Source organism: Vulcanisaeta distributa JCM 11216 (assembly GCF_001315985.1).
In the GTDB taxonomy this organism is placed as follows: Archaea; Thermoproteota; Thermoprotei; order Thermoproteales; family Thermocladiaceae; genus Vulcanisaeta; species Vulcanisaeta distributa_E.
In genome coordinates this window covers 166,156-185,679 of the sequence record NZ_BBBI01000002.1, presented here as the reverse complement: position 1 = coordinate 185,679, position 19,524 = coordinate 166,156, and the positions used below count along the sequence as shown (strand labels likewise).

Sequence of the window (19,524 nt, the reverse complement as noted above, 5' to 3'; positions counted from 1 at the left end):
AAATCCGATATCAGAAGCGATATTGGTGAAAGGAATGTTCGGCATGACGAGGTGGGGGGGTGCGTGGATAATACTAAACCAAATAACGGATAGGATAAAGATGAGTGATTTAAGAAGTAGGGTACCACTATACGGCGCAGCTTTGATTACGCAATAAGCGCTCTGCAAATGGCTGGCTTGATAAGGGTTGTTAAGGAGGGTAATGAGGAATACGTGGAATTGACAGACCTTGGCAAGAGCTTCAAGAGCTGGTACACAAGCTACCCATACCCACCCGCACCGTGGGGCCCAGGCTGGGGTTGGTTCTACGGAGGGTGGCATGGCGGAAGGCGTTGGTGGCATTGGTGGTAATATAACAACATAATTCATTAAAAATTAAACGTTTTTACTTTATTATTTCCGTTGGTATTTTCATAATTACCTTCGCCATTGGCGATACGATATTGGCGGCCAACCTCACAAGCGTCACCATACTACCCCCCCTAACCTCCAACCTCCTAAATACACTGAGCATGGTCGTTACCGGGTCACTTAATCCACTGAGGACCTTGAGCCATACATCGTAATCGGCAATGACCACGTATTGGTATGAGTTAATGTCCGGGTTTATAATGAGGGAGGCTTCATTACATGAATTATTAAACCTAAAGAGCACGCCTATCGTTTCAATTTTATTAATGCCGTACGTTCTCTGTAGATGGTTTATTACGCCTGGGCTTAGGTTCCTGCCGACAAGTAGTACGTCTATTCTCCAACCATTAATCGCATTAAGGAAGTCCCTATCGCCGTTAAGGCCTGTACAGAGGGCATTTACCCACTCCCTGCTTGGGAATATGTAATTCACATGATGCCTTTCACACCAATGTTTTAAACATTCCCTTAATTCAATAGCGATAAGTAACTGGTTAAGCATCTAGTGAATCCTAGCCTACATTTACGACAGTCATCAGTGTACCACGGCCTTAGGCATTGTGACATGGCCTCCTGGTAAATCCTCCTTGAGTATTCAACTCCTTGATTTATCACAAGGTTAATATAGAGCACCCTCATAAAAACTTACGAAAACTCTTTAAGCAATAATCATTAATTAAAAGGTTCACTTTCTAATAAGTGAATATTATTCATGTATTATTATGATTTCCCAAAGTGTATAATGCTTTATCATATATACACCTGTAGAAAGAGCATGCATTTAGTTGCTTTTATTCATGCTTTCAATTGCTAATTAATTAGAGATAGAAATGCAACACTTAATAAAAATATTTAACCTAAGCCTATTACTAGCAGTTTGGGTATTTTTATGTTTCACAATGTCTTTGGCCCAGTGCCCTCACGTAGATTAGGTAGGTCGCTTGGTGTAAATGTTGTTCCGCTTAAGTACTGCAATTTCAACTGCATATACTGCCAACTGGGCAGGACCAAGCACGTAATAAATGACCTAAGGATGTTTTACCCACCCGAGGATATTATTAGGGAGTTGGAGATCGCAGTGAGGACTAGGGATTATGACTACCTAACATTTATCGGCGATGGAGAACCAACACTTTATGCCGGCCTGGGCAAGTTAATTCAGTGGGCAAGGGATAATCAGGATAAGCCCTTGGCAATACTGACCAATGGTGCCAAGCTAATCGATGAGAATGTCAGGGCATGGTTAAGCGAGCTGGATGTAGTTAAGGTAAGTACTGATGCTGGAAGTGAGAGAACGTTTAGGCTCATTAATAGGCCCCCCCATAGGGATATAACCTTTGACAAATTCATAGAGGGTATTGAGAGATTCCGTGAGGTGTTTAGTGGGCAGATATGGACTGAGGTAATGCTTGTTCATGGAGTAAATGATAATGAGGATGAGATAGAACGTATTGGCGATGCCCTAAGTAGGTACAGGCCGGATAGGGTCTACATGATGGTGCCCACAAGACCACCCGCTGAGCCCTGGGTTAAGCCACCAACATCCGATGTACTAATGAACCTTGCCAGGGTGCTTTCGAGGTATGTGAATAGTGATAGGATCTTCATAATAGACTATATTGAGAGAGGGGGAGTTTCATATAGATAGGAATGACCCAGTAAATAGCTTATTAAGTATACTCAAGATACAGCCAATGACTATTGAGCAGGTGATGGACGTTATCAGGAGGAATAACCTAGGTATGGAGATTCTCGATAAGATAAGGAGTTTGACCAGGGAGGTTGAGTTTAATGGCATTAAATACCTGGTATATTCAGGGGGGGAGTGATTGTTGTTAAATATATAATTAATATATAGGCGGTGCTTAAATTAGAAAAGATAGGCATAAGTATTTATGCTGGGGTCACTTGTATTCGACGTCGCAATTATTGGCAGTGGCATTGCTGGGGGTATCTGTTGCCCGTGAATTATCTCAATACAACGTTAGTATTGCAGTTATTGATAGGCATAACGATGTTGGCCTGGAGAGCACGACCACGAACCACAACCTGGTCTGCCAAGGCGGTGATTCCCTAACCTTTAGGCCAGGTACTCTTCATGCCGAGTTGAATGTTAAGAGCATACCGCTTTGGCCGAAGCTCGCTGATGAGCTTGGTTTCCCATTGAGGAGAATTGGTGGTCTTTGGTTGATTAGGGATAAGGCTGACTTCAGGAGGTACCTAAGGCTTTACTCAAGGGCCTTTAAATCATCACTTGAGCCCAACGCGCCTTACTACATACCTGAGGGTAGCTTTCAACCCCCCCTTGAGTTTGTGGATAGGAAGCGATTATTGGATATGGAGCCATACATTACACCAAGCGCTCTAGGAGCCTTACACGACCCAAACCTATGCATAACCGACCCCGTTAAGGTTGCCAAGGCCCTTGCCGAGAATGCCAGGGCTAATGGCGTCGAGTTCCTACTCAACCAGGAGGTTGTTAGGATTGAGAGGCAGGGAATAACATACAGTATCTATACTAGGCAGGGCTTAGTCATTAAGTCGACCTTTGTGGTTAATGCGGCCGGTATTGAGGTTGATAGGATTGCCGAGATGGTCGGCGCGAGAAACTTCTCCATCGTGCCGCTAAAGGGCACCTTGACAGACTTTGATGAGGAGGTTGGTAGGTTAATAAGTCATGAGGTTCACGTACTGCCTAGGATAGAGGACATGCCTCATGTAAAGGCAGTGCTACCCAATATTTACGGTCTCGCCAGGTCAGGCATTTACCTCGAGCTCACGTATAGGAGTGATAGGGTTGTCCGTGAGGAGGCCGTTAATCACAATATCAAGGTCGCCAAGGAGTTATTCCCCGAAATACCCTTTGAGAAGCATGTTGTTAAGTCGTTCATAGGCTTCATGGCATACACAAACGCAGACACCGGCTGGCATGACTTCGTGGTAGACATACCGGACTACGTACCAAACTGGGTCAACATAGTGCTTGGACCAGCCGGCGTATCCGCCTCGCCAATGCTTGGTAAGAAGGTTGTTGAGTTATTAATGCAGTCAGGACTCAGGCTCGAGCCTAAGAGGGGGGGCTTTGACCCAAGGGCTAGGAGGGGGGGTGTGCAGTCATGAGCGCGCCAAGGACTATAACCCTCGACGTCGCCAGGAAGATGATTGATGCAATGATTAGGTATGCAAGAGACAATAGGGTATTACCAGGCAGTTTTGCCGTGGTTGATGAGGGTGGCCACGTAATCGCGGCTGAGCGTAGAGACAACGGCTTACCCGCGACCTTCGACATAGCAATTGATAAGGCCTGGACCGCGGCAACTATGAAGACCTCAGCCAGGGTTCTCGAGGTTATTACTAGAGGTCAGGGTTGGAGACTCAATGTTAAGTATGGCGGTAGACTCACGATAATCCCTGGCTCAGTACCCGTGGTCTCAGGTAATAAGGTCATCGGCGGCATAGGGCATAGCGGCGGCTCCGCTGAGGAGGACGAGGCAATAGCACAGGCTGGGTTGAGCGCATTCTATAGGGAGGACCACATTGACTTTACAGGCGAGGATATGCTTAGGTCATTGAGGAGGATTGCCGATGCCGCGATTAGCCACGTCATTGAGAAGAAGCTACGCCCAGTAGCCATAACAATAGTTGATGAGTGGGGGGGATGGCCAGTACTGATCTATAGGATGGATGGGGGGGGCCCCTACGGCTATATTGAGGCTTCACGTGATAGGGCTTGGACAGCGGCGGCCTTTAGGGTTCCATCAGATGCCGTGGTTAATGAAGTCGGTATTAATTACGGCGTTGGCTGGAATGAGAGACTTACAGTAACGGCCGGTGGAGTACCATTTAGGCTCCAGGCTCAATGTTCGCAATGGGTATTGCCGGTAATAGGCCTCAGGATGATAAGGAAATAGCCATTTCAGCACTGAAAAACGCCGGTGCAGAGCCTATTGCCTAAGCCCAGCCCCTAATCCACATCACTCATCAGTTGGGCAAGTCATCAGCATCAAAATAAGGCTTGTGCAATGAATTATTAACCTTACTTTAATAATGACCATGCTTAAAAATAGGATTTCTAACCAACCATGTGAACACAAGAATCAGCCACATAACGTATTACATAGACCTGCACTCAGCCTATGTGCAATTCCTAGGATGCAACTTCAACTGCCCATGGTGCATAAGGAAGCTGACACCATGGGACCACCATTTAGGCAATGATGAATTAGTTAGGTTGAGGTTCCAGGGGGGGTTATTGGGCATCAACGAGTTTCTGGAAATAATTGATAACGCCATTAATCAATACGGCATGGAAGAGGCCGTCCTCGGAGGCGAAGAACCAACAATTGACCCAGCCTACCTATGATAGTTAGGGAATTGAATAATAGAAGGCTGAGAATAAGACTACTAACCAATGCCTACGAAATAAGCAATGAATTACTTAATGAACTAAGGCAATGCAGGGATTGCGAGGTTGTCATTGGGATTAAGACCCTCGACCCAAACAGGCACATTAAATACACGGGCAAGCCCCTCGAACCCGTCCTAAGGAATATAAAGCGATTAGTAGAGAATGATATTAAGGCTGTTTTTGAGACGGTGTTAATACCTGGCTTAAACGATGCCAAGGACATAGAGGGAATCGCGAAATACCTGACAGGCATTACGAGGGACCCAGTCCTAATAATCGACCCATTAATTCCAATACCAGGCACGCCCTGGAGAAGACCAACACAGGAGGAATTAAATGAAGCAATGAGCAGGGCAGGCAAGTATGTTAAAGTAATGACCCATGAAAAATTGGGAAGACCCAGTAGGGTGGTTGTTCTGCATCCAAGGCCTTAACCATAAGAATATTGTGAGATGGCTTAACCCCCCGCATCTATCTCCTTTCACCTAATTAACACAATACCGTTAAAACAACAAGGCAAAGCCCCCACGTCTCCTTAATGGGATTTACGCACATTATTAAGCGTGGCTTCCATCATCGATGACTCACACGTTGTCCCTATCTAGTTAGTTATTTTGTGAATACTTGGATAATGTTTAAAAACTAGTAATTTTTTAATTACCTGATCGATATGTATGACGGAGGTAAAATCCCTGGAGGACTTGGCAAGGGCAATGGACGCCCTGGGCCACCCAATAAGGCTGAGGATAATCGCCCTACTGAAAATGAATGGTCCCCCCCTTTACCTGGCAGACATAGCGAAGAGACTTGGCATAAGCAGGGCATTGGCGAAGGTTCACCTAAACAAGCTCCAGAGGCTGGTTTGGTGGTATCAAGGGTGGAGTTAATACCTGGGGGGGAGGCGAGGGCCCTGAGGTATTACCAGTTGGTGGACTTCAAATTGACCGTGGACCCAGACTATATAGTGAAGTTAATGGGTGGTGGCGATGAGCAACGGATTAAGTGAGAGAGGGTTGATAATTGTGACTGCCATTGTGTGGGCCGCCATAGCAGTGTCGATTGCCTTCATCGTGGCTTATGCAGGCATTGATGGCATCCCATTCGCCTTCGTGGTACTAATCATCGCCATACCAGTGTGGGCAAGGGTAATCAGGGAGAGAAATAGGCCCAGCGCGACCTAGAGAGACAGATAACCGAGTTAAGCAGTAGGATCAGTGAATTGAGCACTAAGATGGATGAGCTTAAGAGGGCTATGGAGGAGTGATTAGGATGGATCGCGCTATTAAGGCTGCCATTGTAATAATGATGATTGCCGTGGTGGCGTACATAGTAATATACGTAGTACCAGCATTACTACCCAGAGTCACGTACAACACGAACTACAGTATAGAACCTACAGTGGCAATAAACTCAGAAATACCCGGCTCCATACATGTAAGCACATACAACGGCTCCCAAATTGAAGTAAGCAACGTAATAACCTACACCCCACTAATACCCAAACCAAGCATAAACTACACATCAAGACAGGCAGGCAATGCACTATACATACAGTTATCCTCAACCACATGCCCAAGGGAACAATTCTACCCCCATATTCACATGCATAGTAAGCACAAATGTATACCTACCACCAGGAGTTAAGGAACTTCTTTTCAACGACTCGGCATCGATCATAAACATTCAAGTCAACAACATAGGTAATGCCGACTTAAACCTATCAAGTTCGGTTATAAACATGGACCTAGAAAGCATAGGCAACGCAACCCTGGAAATATCAGCAACAACAGGCATAATCAAAATACAGGGGCCAGGAAACTACAGAATCAATGCGACAGGTTCATCAATAACCATAGACACATCACCCAACACCTGCCTACAAATAAACGCGATATCAAGCTCAGTAACATACCCAGGAGGCGCAATAGAGGGCACGGGCTCAAAATACATTATGCAATCAAAGTGCATAACCCACGTTATTCTTCAATCTATGTCGAGTACAATTTCAATAAGTTAAGAATTGCGGAATTTGGCTGATTCCCATTAACTTAGTGGTTAAAGTTTATTAGAACCTGGGGTTTGGGTTGCCCCCCCCTCGTTGGTGAGGTGACTGTGGATAGAGGCAGGTTCCTCGCCATAGGTTTTGTGATCATGTGCTTCAACTCGCTTTACCAATACTCCTGGAACGCGCTGGAGCCGCTTTTGATGGCTGGATTTAAGGCCAGCATTGTCCAGGTGGCCCTAGGCTTTGCATTGTTTAGTATATTCTCGTCACTATTCCAACCAGTGGGTGGCCATTTCGCAGATAGGGATGGGCCTAGGAAGGTCGGTATAGTTGCCTCGGTACTATCCGCATTGGGTTTCCTGGGAACCTACGCATCCCACAGTATTTATTACTTCTACGTGTTTTGGTCCATGGGCAGTGTTGGTGAGGGCATACTCTATGGCATAGCCGCTAACATGGCCATGAAGTGGTTTAGGGATAGGATGGGGGGGTTCGCCACGGGCATCGTGTCCATGGGCTTCGGCCTGGGCTCCGCAATAGCCAACCCATTCATATCAATGGCCCCAAATTACGGCGTGGTCACGTTGGCCATAGGGCTCACTGAGGTGGCCGTACTACCCATACTACTGTGGTTTTCGGAGTACCCAACAAAGCTAACTGGGCAAAGGCCTGGCCAGGTGATTCTAACCAGCAGGTTTTGGTTGATTTATGCGTCATTCGTGGGGGCCGTCGTTCCCTTGGCCGTGGTATCCTCCGAATTACCTGTGGTCGGTAAAGAACTGCCGCAGTGGGAGCTCGTTACATTAATATCCGTGTTACCCCCCCTACTAAGTGGTGGCATGAGGCCGTTCTTCGGATTTATCGCAGATAGGTTGGGTATACTGAGAACTACACTTCTCCTAAACGTTCTACTAACCATCGGAGCCGTATTACTCTGGGTCGGCCAGGTAGCGGCATCCACGGTGTTAATAGGCTTTGCAGGGGGGGGCTCAATGATTACACTATACTTCAACGTAGCCGGTGAAGTCTTCGGTACGAGATTCTCCACGGTAAATAGCGGGATACTATACACAGGCAAGGCACTCGGCGGTATACTAGGAAGCCTAGTATTTGCTTTAATATACACCATCAGTGCAACCTGGGCAATGCTATTCAACACAACCCTAGCACTAATTGGCGTACTAGCACTACTCCCAGTATTACCAATGACAAGAAGCACCATAAAAGTCAGAGCAAGGTAAAACACCCCCCCACTAAAACCCTACCAAAAAGAGATACACCTAATTGGGCCTAGATCACAAGGCCACGGCTCGTGACTACGAAGCCAAAAACGAGAAACAAATCCCTCGGTTCCATGTACCAATTGTTTCACGGACCTTCAGAGCTTTACTACAGGTGCGTGATGCAGTTACTCTAAACCGAGCTCCATTAAGTTCGGCCCTAAAGATTGTGAATGCTTCTTGATTGTCGAGATTCCTTGATGAATCTCCCGTTAGATGATGTAGGTAGGGCGGTAATTGGCTACTTGATTAGGAATAAATGCGCTACGTTTTCTGAGCTCTACCCTCTCGTCAGGGACTTGATTACTGAGAAGGGGCTTTACAGTAGGCTTGAGAGGTGGGTTAGGTCTGGCCTACTGAACTCGAGATACGTCCTAGGCAGGAAGGTATACTGCATAAGCGAGGAAGCAGCAATAATACTCAAGAGGGAACAAAACACTTGAAACGAGGAAAATCAACAAAGAAGGCATGGCGCGTTTTAAGTATCAATTGGGGGATTTGATTCATGGTTATGGCGCTTCCCGCAGTACCTTGCATTCCTATTTTGTCTCATTTAAGCATGTAGGCCCTTAGTTGGGGTTGGGTGCTTGCACAATCTGACTTTGTTACCGTTACTAACCCACCCAACAACCCAAACCAAGAATCAATAAGCACTTATGTGGTGCATGGTGAGAGGCTTCTCAGGCACGATGCCATGCACAACCAGGGAAAAATCCCCTCCCGAGAAGCATTAAGACAAAGCCGTGGAGTTTGCATGACCTCATGCACACCCCACGTTTTACAAAGCACTAAGCATCGTTGGAACAGGCTCGGTGTTTAGGAGTTGAAATTTCGTGGGAACAACAATTCAATTCCGCTTGAACACCGTGAGAACAAGCACGAAACGAAAGAATTAAGAGTAGAAACATGTACCAACGAAAACCAAAACACCAAGAAGGAAAAACTTAAAAAGAAGCAAATCAACAAACGAAACGGAAGATTTCAATAGAATATTGAAAGACTATCAGCCTTCTTTGCTAATTCATAAGCATCTTGCAATATGTAGAAGATTTCAATAGAATATTGAAAGGTCATGGCTGTAAGGGATGGGAATCCAACAGTGGTTTTTGACAGAAGATTTCAATAGAATATTGAAAGTATTATTATATCCGTTCCTCTCACCACAACCATATGGGTCTAATTGAGGATTTCAATAGAATATTGAAAGTTTCTCACCCTTCTGAAGTGCATTAACGAGTTTTTGCTCGAAGAGGATTTCAATAGAATATTGAAAGAATGTCCCTACACATGTGTGAGTGGCAGTACTCACCATACCAAACCTCGAAGATTTCAATAGAATATTGAAAGGATATTGCGTAAGAATACAACGTATTGTAAAGTTTCTCGAGAAGATTTCAATAGAATATTGGGGGGGTGGTGTGTGGTGTTTGTGTTGTATGGTTTGGTTGGGTGGTTGGGGGGGTTAGGGTGGGGGGGGACGCGGTAACTCAAGAACCACCGCAAAAATCACCGGCAAAGCAGGCACGGTGCATGCCTCAGGTACCAATCCCTAAGCTCCTCATGCCTCGGGCTCCAGTAGTTCTCAATCAATTATACTCACTTGGTGCCAGGAGCCTTTTGTTTTATGGCGATTCGTAGGCGGGAATTACAACCCGTGAAACAGTTACCCCCCCAACTGATTCACGGGCTTCATTAAGTTTGGCCCTAAAGATTGTGAACATGTTTGGTTGCCAACGCGTTTCTATTCACAGGCGATTCATAAACTTCAATCCAAGTGATGGTGGTCATGATACGAGGATACCCAGCATCTAATTGGAGGCTCATTCAATCTCTAATATACAATATATTGCGGTCATTAATAACTTTGCACAACTACTAATATGCCACAAGTAGCGGACTGTCGTTGTTTGTTCAGCTCATCATTTACAAAAGGGTCTTAGCGTCAAACATTTAAAATATGAGAATGGGGGGTTCATCCACTCCACGGCGGCGGCAAATGAGGGCCGCCCGCCATGGAAGTCACCCCTTGGCTGATAGTAATGACTAGAACAAGGGGGGGCATTTAAAAACTATCCTCAAGTCTTTGAGTCTCACAGTCCTCATTGGGCACTCGGGCATTAAGCCCCCCCTGGGTACGCCAACCTTAACCCTGAAGTCCATGCCATTACCAATCACCCTATAACCCACGCAATTCTCATACAAGTCCACGCTAGCCAATGTCTCCTGAATGGTCCTAAAGCTCAGGCGGGTAACGAACCATTCATATATGTAACATCAACATTATAATGAAATAGGGGGGGCAAAAACAACCTCAAAATAAACATGTATTTCTCCTCAACACCCAATGGTATGCGCAGCATGAAGTAATCCCAAACTACCTCACGAATCAAGGAATACATTCACAAACGTAAAAAATCAATTACGAAAACGATTATAGAAAGGGGTCCTTTTCTGCAGTTTCATGGTTACGTTCGTGAGACAATTAATTCCCCCCCAATTATTTTTAACCCCCCCATGCTTCTTCAATCTTCACAGTGTTATAGGCATTTCGAGGAATCAATTTCCTAATATTGAGTTTCACGCGGAATTTAGAACTTCATTTTAAATTCGATAAATAGCTTGTATCACTAAGTGAGATATTCTGTTTTAATAAGGTAATTATGGGTTTTGATTTTCTCTTTGTGGTTTACGGTAGCCCAACCTCATTCATAACATTAACTAATTCATTGAGCTGTTTCCTGATATTATTTACTGTATGTACTACGTAAACCAATGAGTATATTAATAATAATGCTAATATGCAAATAAGCATTATATATGCGATGTACATGATCATACGGATTTCCATAAATGGTGGTACGTATATAGTGACGGTAGGAGTAAGTAATGCCATAATTATTAGTATAGTTACTATACCTATTGAAATTAACCTAAGTCTTCTCAGAATATTGCCTATTTTCGTGTGAGCATTAATTATTAAATCAAGGAAACGCGGCAGGAGACTCATAAGCGCTTCATAGCGGTAGAACATCGTTTTTCTTATTATGCTTAATGGGTATTGGATTTCCACATTATTACGTGCCTGTAATAACAAATTCACTATTTGATTAATCTCTAATATTATTGACTGTCGATTAGCACTTATATAGTTGCTCCATTGAAGTCCAATATTCAGGTATTGGAAAAAGACATTGTAAATATTATCTAGAGTATCCCTAAGCGTCTTATCAAATAATAGTATTAACCAATTAAATAGATACTCAACACTACTCATAATGAGTATCTCCTGCTTAGGGCTTTAACTATGTCCTCGACCTTATCCTTAATCAGGCTCTTTGTTGCGTACTCGGGGTACCTGCGGTAAACGTACTCTATTAACGCCACTAATGGTGCGTCCTTCCACAGCCAAACAACGTCCCTGGCAACACCCCCCCTCCTTAAGACATGCCAACCAAAGAGGCTTTCCTCGGCGCGCTTCGCTGCGTCCTTACTTACTAATTCGTAAACCTCCCTATAGCCCTTATCGGACTCGGGGACTGCCTCGCGCCTTACTACTATCAAGCCTTCCTCTTCGAGTTCCTTAACCGCATCCGCTATATCGCGTGAGTACGGCCCATACTCACTCGGCTCAAAGCCTATACCCCCCCTTACCCCAGCCTCCATGACTATTAGGAAGGCTATTTTCTGAAGCCTAGTGGCGCCCTCAAGTCGCCCGCCCGCCTTACTCAATATGAAGAGCACCAAGTCCTTAGCCAAAGCCAATCTATTATTACTCATCTTATTATTAAATAAACAACCCTCTAAGTATATAAGTCTAACCTGCATGATTACGCAGAATCGTTCTTGTAAACTTTAATTCACGACCTCAATTACTTTTCACAAGCACAGTAGCACGGTACGTGCCTTAGGTACCATTGCCTTAGCTCCTCGTGTCTTAGTGACCAATAATACTCGACTAAGACTCGGTGCTCAATGGGTGGAGCCCTGCCCCGGAGTATATTCACGATGCTCTCTGGAACACCTTGGCTTATCATTAAATGTTGCCTTCCTTTCAAGCACGACGCCCTTGAGAGGTGGTGTCAATTCCTATAATTGAGGAACCTAGGGGGGGCTTCATAAAGCAAGCTGTTACTGACGTGCGCCTCATCCGTCCTAACCTTCCCAATGTATGGGGAGTTGATGCGAAGATCGGGAATGACTCGGTGTTGGTAGCCGGGCCCGGATTCGAACCGGGGTCAACGGGTCCAAAGCCCGCCATCCTTGGCCGCTAGACGACCCGGCTGTTAATAGTAGAAGAGGGCTGGTTTAAAAGCGCTACTTGTCATGTTTTACGGTCTTATGTCTTGAGTACGTTCTTCTTTGTTGCTGGTCCTCTTGCTATTAGTAGTTTTACGTCTATCGTGGCTACGGTTTCTCCTCTTTGGTTTTTGACCTCGTGTTTGAAGGTTATTATTCCGCCGTTGTATTTTTCGCTTGGTTTCTTATCGATTACCTCGGACTCCACGTATATCGTATCGCCAATCTTAACGGGTCTCAGGAACCTTGAGTTAACCTCAAGTAGGGCTATTGTAGTCCCTGCCACAAGCGGTGCGAAAAGGCCTACGGCAAGTGACTGCACGAGTAGTCCATGTGCAACCCTTCCCTCGAATATTGTTTCCCTTGCGAATACGTCATCCACGTGTAGTGGGTTGTAATCGCCTGTTAGTTCTGCGAATTGTACGATGTGTGATTCCGTTATGGTTAATCCCTGGGACTTCATTTTCATGCCTACCTGGAAATCGTCGAATGTGTATGGTGGTGTTTTTAAGCTCATGGTTACTCAGTATTGATTTTATTAATTATTAATGTTTTGTCTCTATTCTCCTTGTAATCATCTCCTGCGTCTAATGATTAGTAGTATTGATAGGAGCAGTACTACTATTACTATGACTATTACGTAGTCAAGTGTCGAGAAAGGTACCGGCTGCGTTGTGGTTGTCCTTACGGGCTGCTGTGTGGTTGATGCCTTCGTGGTGTTTACCTGGCCTGTTATTATGAAGTTTATTGTGTAGTTTCCTGGTGCCAATGTTATGATTGCTCCATTGCCTGTGGCTTGGAAGTTCTGTATGTTTATTGGTATTGATGTTGGTAGTACGTTATTGGCCATGAAGATTTGGGTTTCGTAGTCTGTGTTTACCTGGAGTTGTAGTGTTCCATTGCTTAGGGTATCTATGTATGGTGTGTATGTTATTGTTATGTTGCCTGGGCCTACCGTTGTGGTGTATAACTGATTACCCCCCCTTACGTAAAATGGTATTAACTGGCCGGTACTATTTGCAACAGTTATTGGGCCTAGGGGTTGTACAGGTAGCGTTATGTTCACTAGCATTACCGGTGACTGAGTCGTTACATTTATCATGACCTGCGAACCATTCCCTGTCAGGTATATGAATACTGCAATTGCCAGTAGGCTAAGCATATCATTGAGTTGGTGGTCTTTTTGCTTAAAGCTTTTTCTATTGCTAATTGACTGTCACACCAAGGCCATTAATTAATTTACGCCTATTCCTAATGAAAACGTTGGCTAAATGAAGTATATGCCAGCAAACCATGTGACCCTTAGTAAACGCCTCACAATCGCACTTACCAACCACGGCAACCTCACCACTCCTCAACCTCCTAATCCTAACCTCAACGCTGTGCCAAGTACTTGGCCTAGACCTACTCCTAACCCTACCCCCCCTAATCACCCCCACTCCCCCCCCATTAACCCTCCTAACCTCATTGAAAACCACGTCCTTACTAGCCATTACCAGCTAACGGTGCCACACTAATTTAAGAACCATTCTAGTTGAGTCAACCCATTGGTAGGTTAATCACGGTACCGGTCTTAACATCACAATACTTATCCCTATAAGCCACACTCACGTAGCGCCTAGCCTCATCACCAGAGCAATGAGCTGGGCATACATACCTTGAGTACTTAGCGACAACATCAAGCTGTTGCCTAGATGGTCCATGGAAACCACCAATTACCAGGTAAACATCACCGAGCAATTCACGGCTCCTCCTCACGATATTATCAATGCCCGGGTGGGAACAACCAACGACAACGATAGAACCATAACCACTCAACCTAATGATCAATGAATGCTCATAAACACCCATACCGCTCATGACGCCTGTCGTAAAGGCATCCTCAAGTACCTCCCTCGAATCCCCAACAGTAACTGGGTTAAGACCCCACCTGCGTAATACGTTATCGACCTCGGGAACATACACCGTTAACCCCCCTCCTAACCTCACCAACGTACTTAAACCCACCATAGTGGTCGGCATGGTAATGACTAAGGAAGGCGGCATCAACCCTATTGAGGTCTATGCCCAAGGCCCTTACATTATTCTCCATAACCCTCGACTCCGTATCTGCGTCATAAAGCAGGGTCCACTTATCCGTCTCGATAAGTACGCTCCATCCCCAGTCATTTAGTAGTGGTGGGTTTGGTTTGTTGTCATTAATTACTGTGAGTTTAACCCACTTGACCATTATCTTTATGGCGCTAAATACTTTATAAGCATAGTCAGACATTAGTTACTTAATGATGATGATATGCACCTCCGCCGATTAATGAGGAGATTAGCCTGGAACTGATGGGTTTTACTTATAAATTAATGCCGTTGCCTCCTCACTGTGGATTAAGGTATTGAGCAATGGTGTTAGGTATAATGTTAGTTACTCCATCATTAGTTTGCTCAGTGCCTATGGCGCTGGTGCTAAGCGTATCGTGGACTTTGTAATTTCCATGTTTAATAACGCTCATTACTTTGGTGTTCCTGGGGACTTACGTAGTGTTTATGTTCATGGTAATGTAGGTTATAGGCGTGTTTATGGTTATGTAATGTATATTAGGAGGTTTAGGTCCGTCAGCATCCACATTGGGGGGGTTAGTCGTATTAGGCGTGAGTTTGGTGATTGCGCTGCCTACTGGGGGGGTTGGCAGGTCCTTGCTCACGAGATTGCCCACTTGGTCGGTGTTGGTGGTGGGCGTTACCTTAGGCATGGCAGCATTCACCTTAGTGTGGCTAAGGAATTACTACTGGAGACCTTGCCCCTGGAAATTGCCGTACCATCTACTTACTACCTGTTGATTGATTATTCATTGGGAATAGAATGTAAGAGAGGATACTCGGGGGGGTTTCGAGGGAGCTTATTATTAATGAATTAAATAGGTTAGTTACTAATTACTCAATCAATGCCGAGTATTACCTCAATTGTTCTGATTCATTGAATTCATTAATCAACACGTGTAGTAGGTACTTGGTGAATCATGAATAACCTCACTTGGCATTATCCATATCGTCATCAGAAAGGTTTATTAGGACTACTTAACGCTGGGTTGTGATTATCGATGGCAGTTAGGATCATTGAGAAGAAAATCGAGGACATACTATCAATGATGCGAAATCCCGCCCAGGTTAGAAACGCAGGTACTCTTGCTCATGTTGATCACGGCAAGACAACAACCACAGACTCACTACTAATGGGCGCTGGTTTACTTAGCCCCCCCAAGGTCGCTGGTAAGGCATTGGCAATGGACTATGTCGAGATCGAGCAGTTAAGGCAGATGACTGTTAAGGCCGCCAACATAAGCCTGTACTTCGAGTATGAGGGTAAGCCGTACATAATTAATTTCGTTGATACGCCGGGTCACGTGGACTTCACGGGCCATGTTACGAGGTCCCTCAGGGTTATGGATGGCGCGTTAGTCGTTGTTGATGCGGTTGAGGGCGTTATGACGCAGACAGAGACTGTGGTCAGGCAGGCAATGGAGGAGATGGTTAGGCCCGTACTCTTTATTAATAAGATTGATAGGTTAATCAAGGAGCTAAGGCTTAACCCAAATGAGATTCAGCAGAGGATCATTGAGATAGTTAAGGACTTCAACAACCTAATCGACATGTACGCGGACCCAGCCTTCAAGGACAAGTGGAAGGTCGACCCATCCAAGGGGGGGCAGGTCGCGCTTGGCTCAGCGCTCCATAAGTGGGGGGGTGTGACGATACCGCAGGCCGCTAAGGCGGGTCTTAAGTTCAGTAATATCGTTGATGCCTACGAGAAGAACTACGTCGATGAACTGGCGCAGGAATTCCCACTATATAGGGCTATCTTGAACATGATTGTTGAGCACGTACCACCACCAAACGTAGCCCAGAAGTATAGGATACCGAAGATCTGGAGGGGGGGCGACCTGAACTCACCACTTGGTAAGGCATTGCTTGAGGCTGACCCAGATGGGCCAACGGTGATAGCCGTCAGTAAGATGAACAAGGATCCACACGCTGGCTTAATAGCCACCGGCAGGGTGTTTAGCGGCACTATTAGGGAGGGTGACGAGGTCTACCTAATAAATGCCAAGACAGCGAAGAGGGTTCTACAGACTTACCTATACATGGGCCCGAACAGGATCGTAATACCCGAGGTGCCGGCCGGCAACATAGTTGCTTTGCTGGGTGTTGATGATGCGAGGGCTGGCGAGACCATAGTGGCCGCCTCGATTAAGGACGTGGCTGCTCCATTCGAGAGGATGAAGTACATAAGTGAGCCCGTGGTCACGGTGGCCATAGAGCCCAAGAACCCGAATGACCTGGCGAAGCTCGTTGAGGGCCTTAGGGAGTTGACTATTGAGGACCCAACACTAAGCCTGAAGATTGATGAGGAGACGGGCCAGGTACTGCTTAGTGGTGTTGGTACGCTACACCTGGAGATAGCCACGTGGTTACTCAAGGAGAGGACTAAACTTGACTTCACGGTATCTCAGCCGCTGGTTAGGTTTAGGGAGACTGTCAGGGCCGCGTCACCAACGTTCGAGGGGGGGAAGTCGCCGAATAAGCACAATAGGCTTTACATAAGTGTTGAGCCGCTTGATGAGGAGACCATTAGGTTAATTCAGTTTGGCGAGGTCACTGACGACCAGGACCCGAGGGATAGGGCCAAGATACTTAGGGAGAAGGCTGGTTGGGATGCTGATGAGGCCAGGGCATATGGGCTGTCGATGAGCAGTACATCAACGTCTTCGTTGATAAGACAACGGGTATCCAATACCTAAGGGAGATCAGGGATTACATAGTGCAGGGCTTTAGGTGGTCAATACAGGCAGGCCCACTGGCCCAGGAGCGTTAGGGGGGGTATAAAGGTGATACTGCATGATGCGGTGGTTCACGAGGACCCAGCGCACAGGGGGGGCCCGGCCCAGATAATGCCTGCCGCGAAGAATGCCATAATGGCTGGAATACTGGCGGCCAAGCCGACACTGCTCGAGCCAATGCTGTCGATAGAGGCTAAGACGACGCAGGAGAACATTGGCTCGGTGATTGGCGTGTTGAATAGGCACAGGGGGGGTAAGGTCATTGATATGGTTCAGTCCGAGTACATGGTGACGATTAAGGGTGAGATACCTGTTATGGAGTCGTTCACCCTGAGTGACGAGCTTAGAAGCGCCACTGCTGGTAGGGTGTTCTGGAGCCTTCAGTTCGCGAGGTGGTCGCCAGTGCCTGAGAACATGCTTGTTGATATGGTGATGAAGGTAAGGGAGAGGAAGGGATTGCCTAAGGAGATTCCGAAGGTTGAGGACTTCATATCGCAGTACTAAAATAATAACTTAAGGAGTTTGATTTTTAAATACATCAAGTGTAGTTGTAATACGCATGTCATCACAAGGTAGCCAAGGCGGGGGTAAGATCAGGGTCTCTGTGCAGAAGGCAGGGCCATTAGACACAGGCGAGATAGCCCAGACAATGAAGACAATTAAGACTAAATTCGCAATAATGAGTGGTAAGGGCGGTGTTGGTAAGAGTTTCGTCACGGCAAGCCTGGCGCTGGGCTTCGCAATGAGGGGTTATAGGGTTGGTATACTTGATGCTGATGTGTATGGCCCGACAATACCTAAGTTGCTTGGCTTGGTTGGTGCTAATCTTTACCTTAGTGAGGATGAGAAGATAATACCTGCCGAGGGCCCATTCGGCATAAAGGTGGTCTCCATGGACTTCCTACTGCCCACTGACGATACGGCCGTTATTTGGAGGGGCCCATTGGTTGACAGGGCGATTAAGGACTTCCTAGGTAATGTGCGCTGGGGCGAGTTGGATGCCTTGTTCATTGATTTACCGCCGGGTACCGGCGATGCCCCCCCATTAACGATAGCCCAGGCCCTCGCTAACGAGATGACCGGTAGCATAATAGTGACTGCGCCAAGCGATGTTTCGAAGAGGATCGTGCAGAAGGCCATTGATTTCTCGAGGAAGGTTAAGATACCAGTAACTGGCGTCGTTGAGAACATGTGCTGCTTCTACTGCCCTGAGTCCGGGAAGACGTACTACATCTTTGGGAAGCTGATTGGTAAGGAGATGGCTGATAAGTACGGTGTGCCGTACCTCGGCATGATACCTCTTGACCCAAGGATTGGGGGGGAGTCCAATGACCTTGGCGAGCCCTTCCTAATGAAGTACTCCACGTCGGATACGGCTAGGGCGATACTGAGTATCGTGGATACAATAATAGCCATGTATAAGGACAAGCTAGAGGCTAAGGTCGAAACCACCGCTAAGAAGCAGGTAAGGTCATTACTTAAGTTACCTGGCGAGGAGGAAAATGAGGAACAGGATGAATCATAAATACTGCCTTAGGGCCTTGGCTGTTTCCACTATTGCATCAAAATCACCAGGTGCTGACAGATAAACACCAGGGAAGTATTGCAGTAATTCACGGGCTCTCCTAGCGGCATCGCCTATTGGGTCTGGCTTTACCGGGACTTCGGTATTGAGTATTCTGCCTATCACCTTTGCTGATTTACTTGTTATTATTAGTAATGCTGGGTAAACATCAACATTGAACTCCCTACTCACCTTAAGGGCCCTCATTAGATCATCCATTGATAATGTGTACTGTAACATCGCAAAGTCGGGTTTTACACCCAACCTTTCCCTTATGTAACTTTCATCAAAGTTAGATATGGAGATGCCGAACCTAGCACCACCGACTTGTTCAATACTCCTTAGGTAATTAATGGCACTTATTGGTGTTAAATCAGGGACTGCCGTAACGCCAGGCCCAAGATCGCCCCTCATCAATAGGTAGTTCCTAACGCCATTCGCTAGACCGCCCATTATTAATGCCGTAAGCCCAACCTTATTGTGATCGGCTACTCTAATGTTAGCTATAACTTCGACATTACCATAACTATGTCTGATCAATGCGCCTATGAGTACTGCATTCGCTGATGGGGTTGCAAATGTGGAATCAGGGATGTCTACATGCGTTACATAATCAGCAACACTACTTATCATGCCTAAGTAATTACTTGTGTTGTCAATTCTTCTTAATGGCGGTAACTCGGCTATTATAGTTACCATATATTTTAAAGGGCTATAACCGTTAATTAAGA

Annotated in this window: 27 protein-coding genes, 1 tRNA gene and 1 pseudogene; 17 read left to right on the top strand and 12 right to left on the bottom strand. The window is 45.9% G+C overall.

Going from position 1 to position 19,524, the window contains the following annotated elements; all coding sequences use genetic code 11:
* Positions 1-168: 168 nt before the first annotated feature.
* Positions 169-351 carry a hypothetical protein gene (locus JCM11216_RS15635; RefSeq protein ID WP_243674969.1) on the top strand — a complete coding sequence of 61 codons (183 nt, stop codon included), beginning with the start codon at positions 169-171 and terminating at the stop codon, positions 349-351.
* A gap of 34 nt (positions 352-385) precedes the next feature.
* Here the strand turns inward: JCM11216_RS15635 and JCM11216_RS02905 are convergent, their stop codons facing one another.
* Positions 386-844 (bottom strand): hypothetical protein, encoded by a 459-nt coding sequence (locus tag JCM11216_RS02905; RefSeq protein ID WP_054853244.1) that lies wholly within the window; start codon positions 842-844, stop codon positions 386-388.
* Positions 845-1,288: 444 nt separating this feature from the next.
* Here JCM11216_RS02905 and JCM11216_RS02900 point away from each other — a divergent pair, with 444 nt between their 5' ends.
* From JCM11216_RS02900 to JCM11216_RS15610, 13 genes are all read left to right on the top strand, one after another.
* Positions 1,289-2,059: a radical SAM protein gene (locus JCM11216_RS02900; RefSeq protein WP_243674968.1), complete on the top strand. Its 771-nt coding sequence runs from the start codon at positions 1,289-1,291 to the stop codon at positions 2,057-2,059.
* 260 nt (positions 2,060-2,319) lie between these two features.
* Positions 2,320-3,531: an FAD-dependent oxidoreductase gene (locus tag JCM11216_RS02895; RefSeq protein WP_243674967.1), complete on the top strand. Its 1,212-nt coding sequence runs from the start codon at positions 2,320-2,322 to the stop codon at positions 3,529-3,531.
* Positions 3,528-4,322, top strand: a complete 795-nt coding sequence (locus JCM11216_RS02890; RefSeq protein WP_243674966.1) for a heme-binding protein — start codon at positions 3,528-3,530, stop codon at positions 4,320-4,322. Before JCM11216_RS02895 ends, JCM11216_RS02890 begins: the two co-directional genes overlap by 4 nt.
* A gap of 173 nt (positions 4,323-4,495) precedes the next feature.
* Positions 4,496-4,774, top strand: a complete 279-nt coding sequence (locus JCM11216_RS15630; RefSeq protein ID WP_243674965.1) for a hypothetical protein — start codon at positions 4,496-4,498, stop codon at positions 4,772-4,774.
* On the top strand, positions 4,771-5,253 hold the full coding sequence (locus tag JCM11216_RS15625; protein ID WP_243674964.1) for a radical SAM protein: 483 nt from the start codon (positions 4,771-4,773) through the stop codon (positions 5,251-5,253). Before JCM11216_RS15630 ends, JCM11216_RS15625 begins: the two co-directional genes overlap by 4 nt.
* 240 nt (positions 5,254-5,493) lie before the next feature.
* Positions 5,494-5,706, top strand: a complete 213-nt coding sequence (locus JCM11216_RS15620; RefSeq protein ID WP_243674963.1) for a helix-turn-helix domain-containing protein — start codon at positions 5,494-5,496, stop codon at positions 5,704-5,706.
* Positions 5,685-5,825, top strand: a complete 141-nt coding sequence (locus tag JCM11216_RS15615) for a hypothetical protein (protein WP_243674962.1) — start codon at positions 5,685-5,687, stop codon at positions 5,823-5,825. The genes JCM11216_RS15620 and JCM11216_RS15615 overlap by 22 nt, the downstream gene beginning before the upstream one ends.
* On the top strand, positions 5,806-6,000 hold the full coding sequence (locus JCM11216_RS02875; protein WP_054853243.1) for a hypothetical protein: 195 nt from the start codon (positions 5,806-5,808) through the stop codon (positions 5,998-6,000). The genes JCM11216_RS15615 and JCM11216_RS02875 overlap by 20 nt, the downstream gene beginning before the upstream one ends.
* Positions 6,001-6,079: 79 nt before the next feature.
* Entirely contained in the window at positions 6,080-6,463 is a 384-nt protein-coding gene (locus JCM11216_RS02870) for a hypothetical protein (protein ID WP_054853242.1), read from the top strand.
* A gap of 94 nt (positions 6,464-6,557) precedes the next feature.
* Positions 6,558-6,836: a hypothetical protein gene (locus JCM11216_RS02865; RefSeq protein ID WP_054853241.1), complete on the top strand. Its 279-nt coding sequence runs from the start codon at positions 6,558-6,560 to the stop codon at positions 6,834-6,836.
* A gap of 89 nt (positions 6,837-6,925) precedes the next feature.
* Positions 6,926-8,065: an MFS transporter gene (locus JCM11216_RS02860; protein ID WP_243674961.1), complete on the top strand. Its 1,140-nt coding sequence runs from the start codon at positions 6,926-6,928 to the stop codon at positions 8,063-8,065.
* A gap of 239 nt (positions 8,066-8,304) precedes the next feature.
* On the top strand, positions 8,305-8,547 hold the full coding sequence (locus tag JCM11216_RS02855) for a hypothetical protein (protein WP_054853240.1): 243 nt from the start codon (positions 8,305-8,307) through the stop codon (positions 8,545-8,547).
* 970 nt (positions 8,548-9,517) lie between these two features.
* Entirely contained in the window at positions 9,518-9,742 is a 225-nt protein-coding gene (locus JCM11216_RS15610) for a hypothetical protein (RefSeq protein ID WP_243674960.1), read from the top strand.
* A gap of 405 nt (positions 9,743-10,147) precedes the next feature.
* Here the strand turns inward: JCM11216_RS15610 and JCM11216_RS15605 are convergent, their stop codons facing one another.
* From JCM11216_RS15605 to JCM11216_RS15595, 10 genes are all read right to left on the bottom strand, one after another.
* Complete coding sequence (locus JCM11216_RS15605) at positions 10,148-10,321, bottom strand: hypothetical protein (RefSeq protein ID WP_243674959.1); 174 nt, start codon at positions 10,319-10,321, stop codon at positions 10,148-10,150.
* Between the two features lie 23 nt (positions 10,322-10,344).
* On the bottom strand, positions 10,345-10,503 hold the full coding sequence (locus JCM11216_RS15600) for a hypothetical protein (protein WP_243674958.1): 159 nt from the start codon (positions 10,501-10,503) through the stop codon (positions 10,345-10,347).
* Between the two features lie 287 nt (positions 10,504-10,790).
* Positions 10,791-11,378, bottom strand: coding sequence for a hypothetical protein (locus tag JCM11216_RS02850; protein ID WP_054853239.1), 588 nt, complete (start codon positions 11,376-11,378; stop codon positions 10,791-10,793).
* Positions 11,375-11,881: a hypothetical protein gene (locus JCM11216_RS02845; RefSeq protein WP_243674957.1), complete on the bottom strand. Its 507-nt coding sequence runs from the start codon at positions 11,879-11,881 to the stop codon at positions 11,375-11,377. The genes JCM11216_RS02850 and JCM11216_RS02845 overlap by 4 nt, the downstream gene beginning before the upstream one ends.
* Positions 11,882-12,310: 429 nt before the next feature.
* Positions 12,311-12,386: transfer RNA gene (locus tag JCM11216_RS02840), tRNA-Gln, on the bottom strand.
* 54 nt (positions 12,387-12,440) lie between these two features.
* Entirely contained in the window at positions 12,441-12,917 is a 477-nt protein-coding gene (locus tag JCM11216_RS02835; RefSeq protein WP_054853237.1) for a MaoC/PaaZ C-terminal domain-containing protein, read from the bottom strand.
* A gap of 57 nt (positions 12,918-12,974) precedes the next feature.
* Positions 12,975-13,562, bottom strand: coding sequence for a hypothetical protein (locus JCM11216_RS02830; protein WP_054853236.1), 588 nt, complete (start codon positions 13,560-13,562; stop codon positions 12,975-12,977).
* Between the two features lie 43 nt (positions 13,563-13,605).
* Positions 13,606-13,893, bottom strand: a complete 288-nt coding sequence (locus JCM11216_RS02825) for a hypothetical protein (RefSeq protein ID WP_054853235.1) — start codon at positions 13,891-13,893, stop codon at positions 13,606-13,608.
* Positions 13,894-13,939: 46 nt separating this feature from the next.
* Positions 13,940-14,392 carry a hypothetical protein gene (locus JCM11216_RS02820; RefSeq protein WP_243674956.1) on the bottom strand — a complete coding sequence of 151 codons (453 nt, stop codon included), beginning with the start codon at positions 14,390-14,392 and terminating at the stop codon, positions 13,940-13,942.
* Positions 14,343-14,630, bottom strand: a complete 288-nt coding sequence (locus JCM11216_RS15595) for an MBL fold metallo-hydrolase (RefSeq protein ID WP_243674955.1) — start codon at positions 14,628-14,630, stop codon at positions 14,343-14,345. The genes JCM11216_RS02820 and JCM11216_RS15595 overlap by 50 nt, the downstream gene beginning before the upstream one ends.
* A gap of 157 nt (positions 14,631-14,787) precedes the next feature.
* Here JCM11216_RS15595 and JCM11216_RS02815 point away from each other — a divergent pair, with 157 nt between their 5' ends.
* The 3 genes and pseudogenes from JCM11216_RS02815 to JCM11216_RS02805 all read left to right on the top strand — a co-directional run bounded on the left by JCM11216_RS02815 (position 14,788) and on the right by JCM11216_RS02805 (position 18,754).
* Complete coding sequence (locus tag JCM11216_RS02815; RefSeq protein ID WP_243674954.1) at positions 14,788-15,309, top strand: hypothetical protein; 522 nt, start codon at positions 14,788-14,790, stop codon at positions 15,307-15,309.
* A gap of 183 nt (positions 15,310-15,492) precedes the next feature.
* Positions 15,493-17,733 (top strand): annotated as a pseudogene (locus JCM11216_RS02810) (elongation factor EF-2).
* Positions 17,734-17,788: 55 nt separating this feature from the next.
* Positions 17,789-18,754: an Mrp/NBP35 family ATP-binding protein gene (locus JCM11216_RS02805; protein ID WP_054853234.1), complete on the top strand. Its 966-nt coding sequence runs from the start codon at positions 17,789-17,791 to the stop codon at positions 18,752-18,754.
* On the opposite strand, the gene JCM11216_RS02800 is transcribed toward JCM11216_RS02805, so the two are convergent.
* Entirely contained in the window at positions 18,749-19,492 is a 744-nt protein-coding gene (locus JCM11216_RS02800; RefSeq protein WP_054853233.1) for a hypothetical protein, read from the bottom strand. The genes JCM11216_RS02805 and JCM11216_RS02800 overlap by 6 nt on opposite strands.
* Between the last annotated feature and the right edge of the window lie 32 nt (positions 19,493-19,524).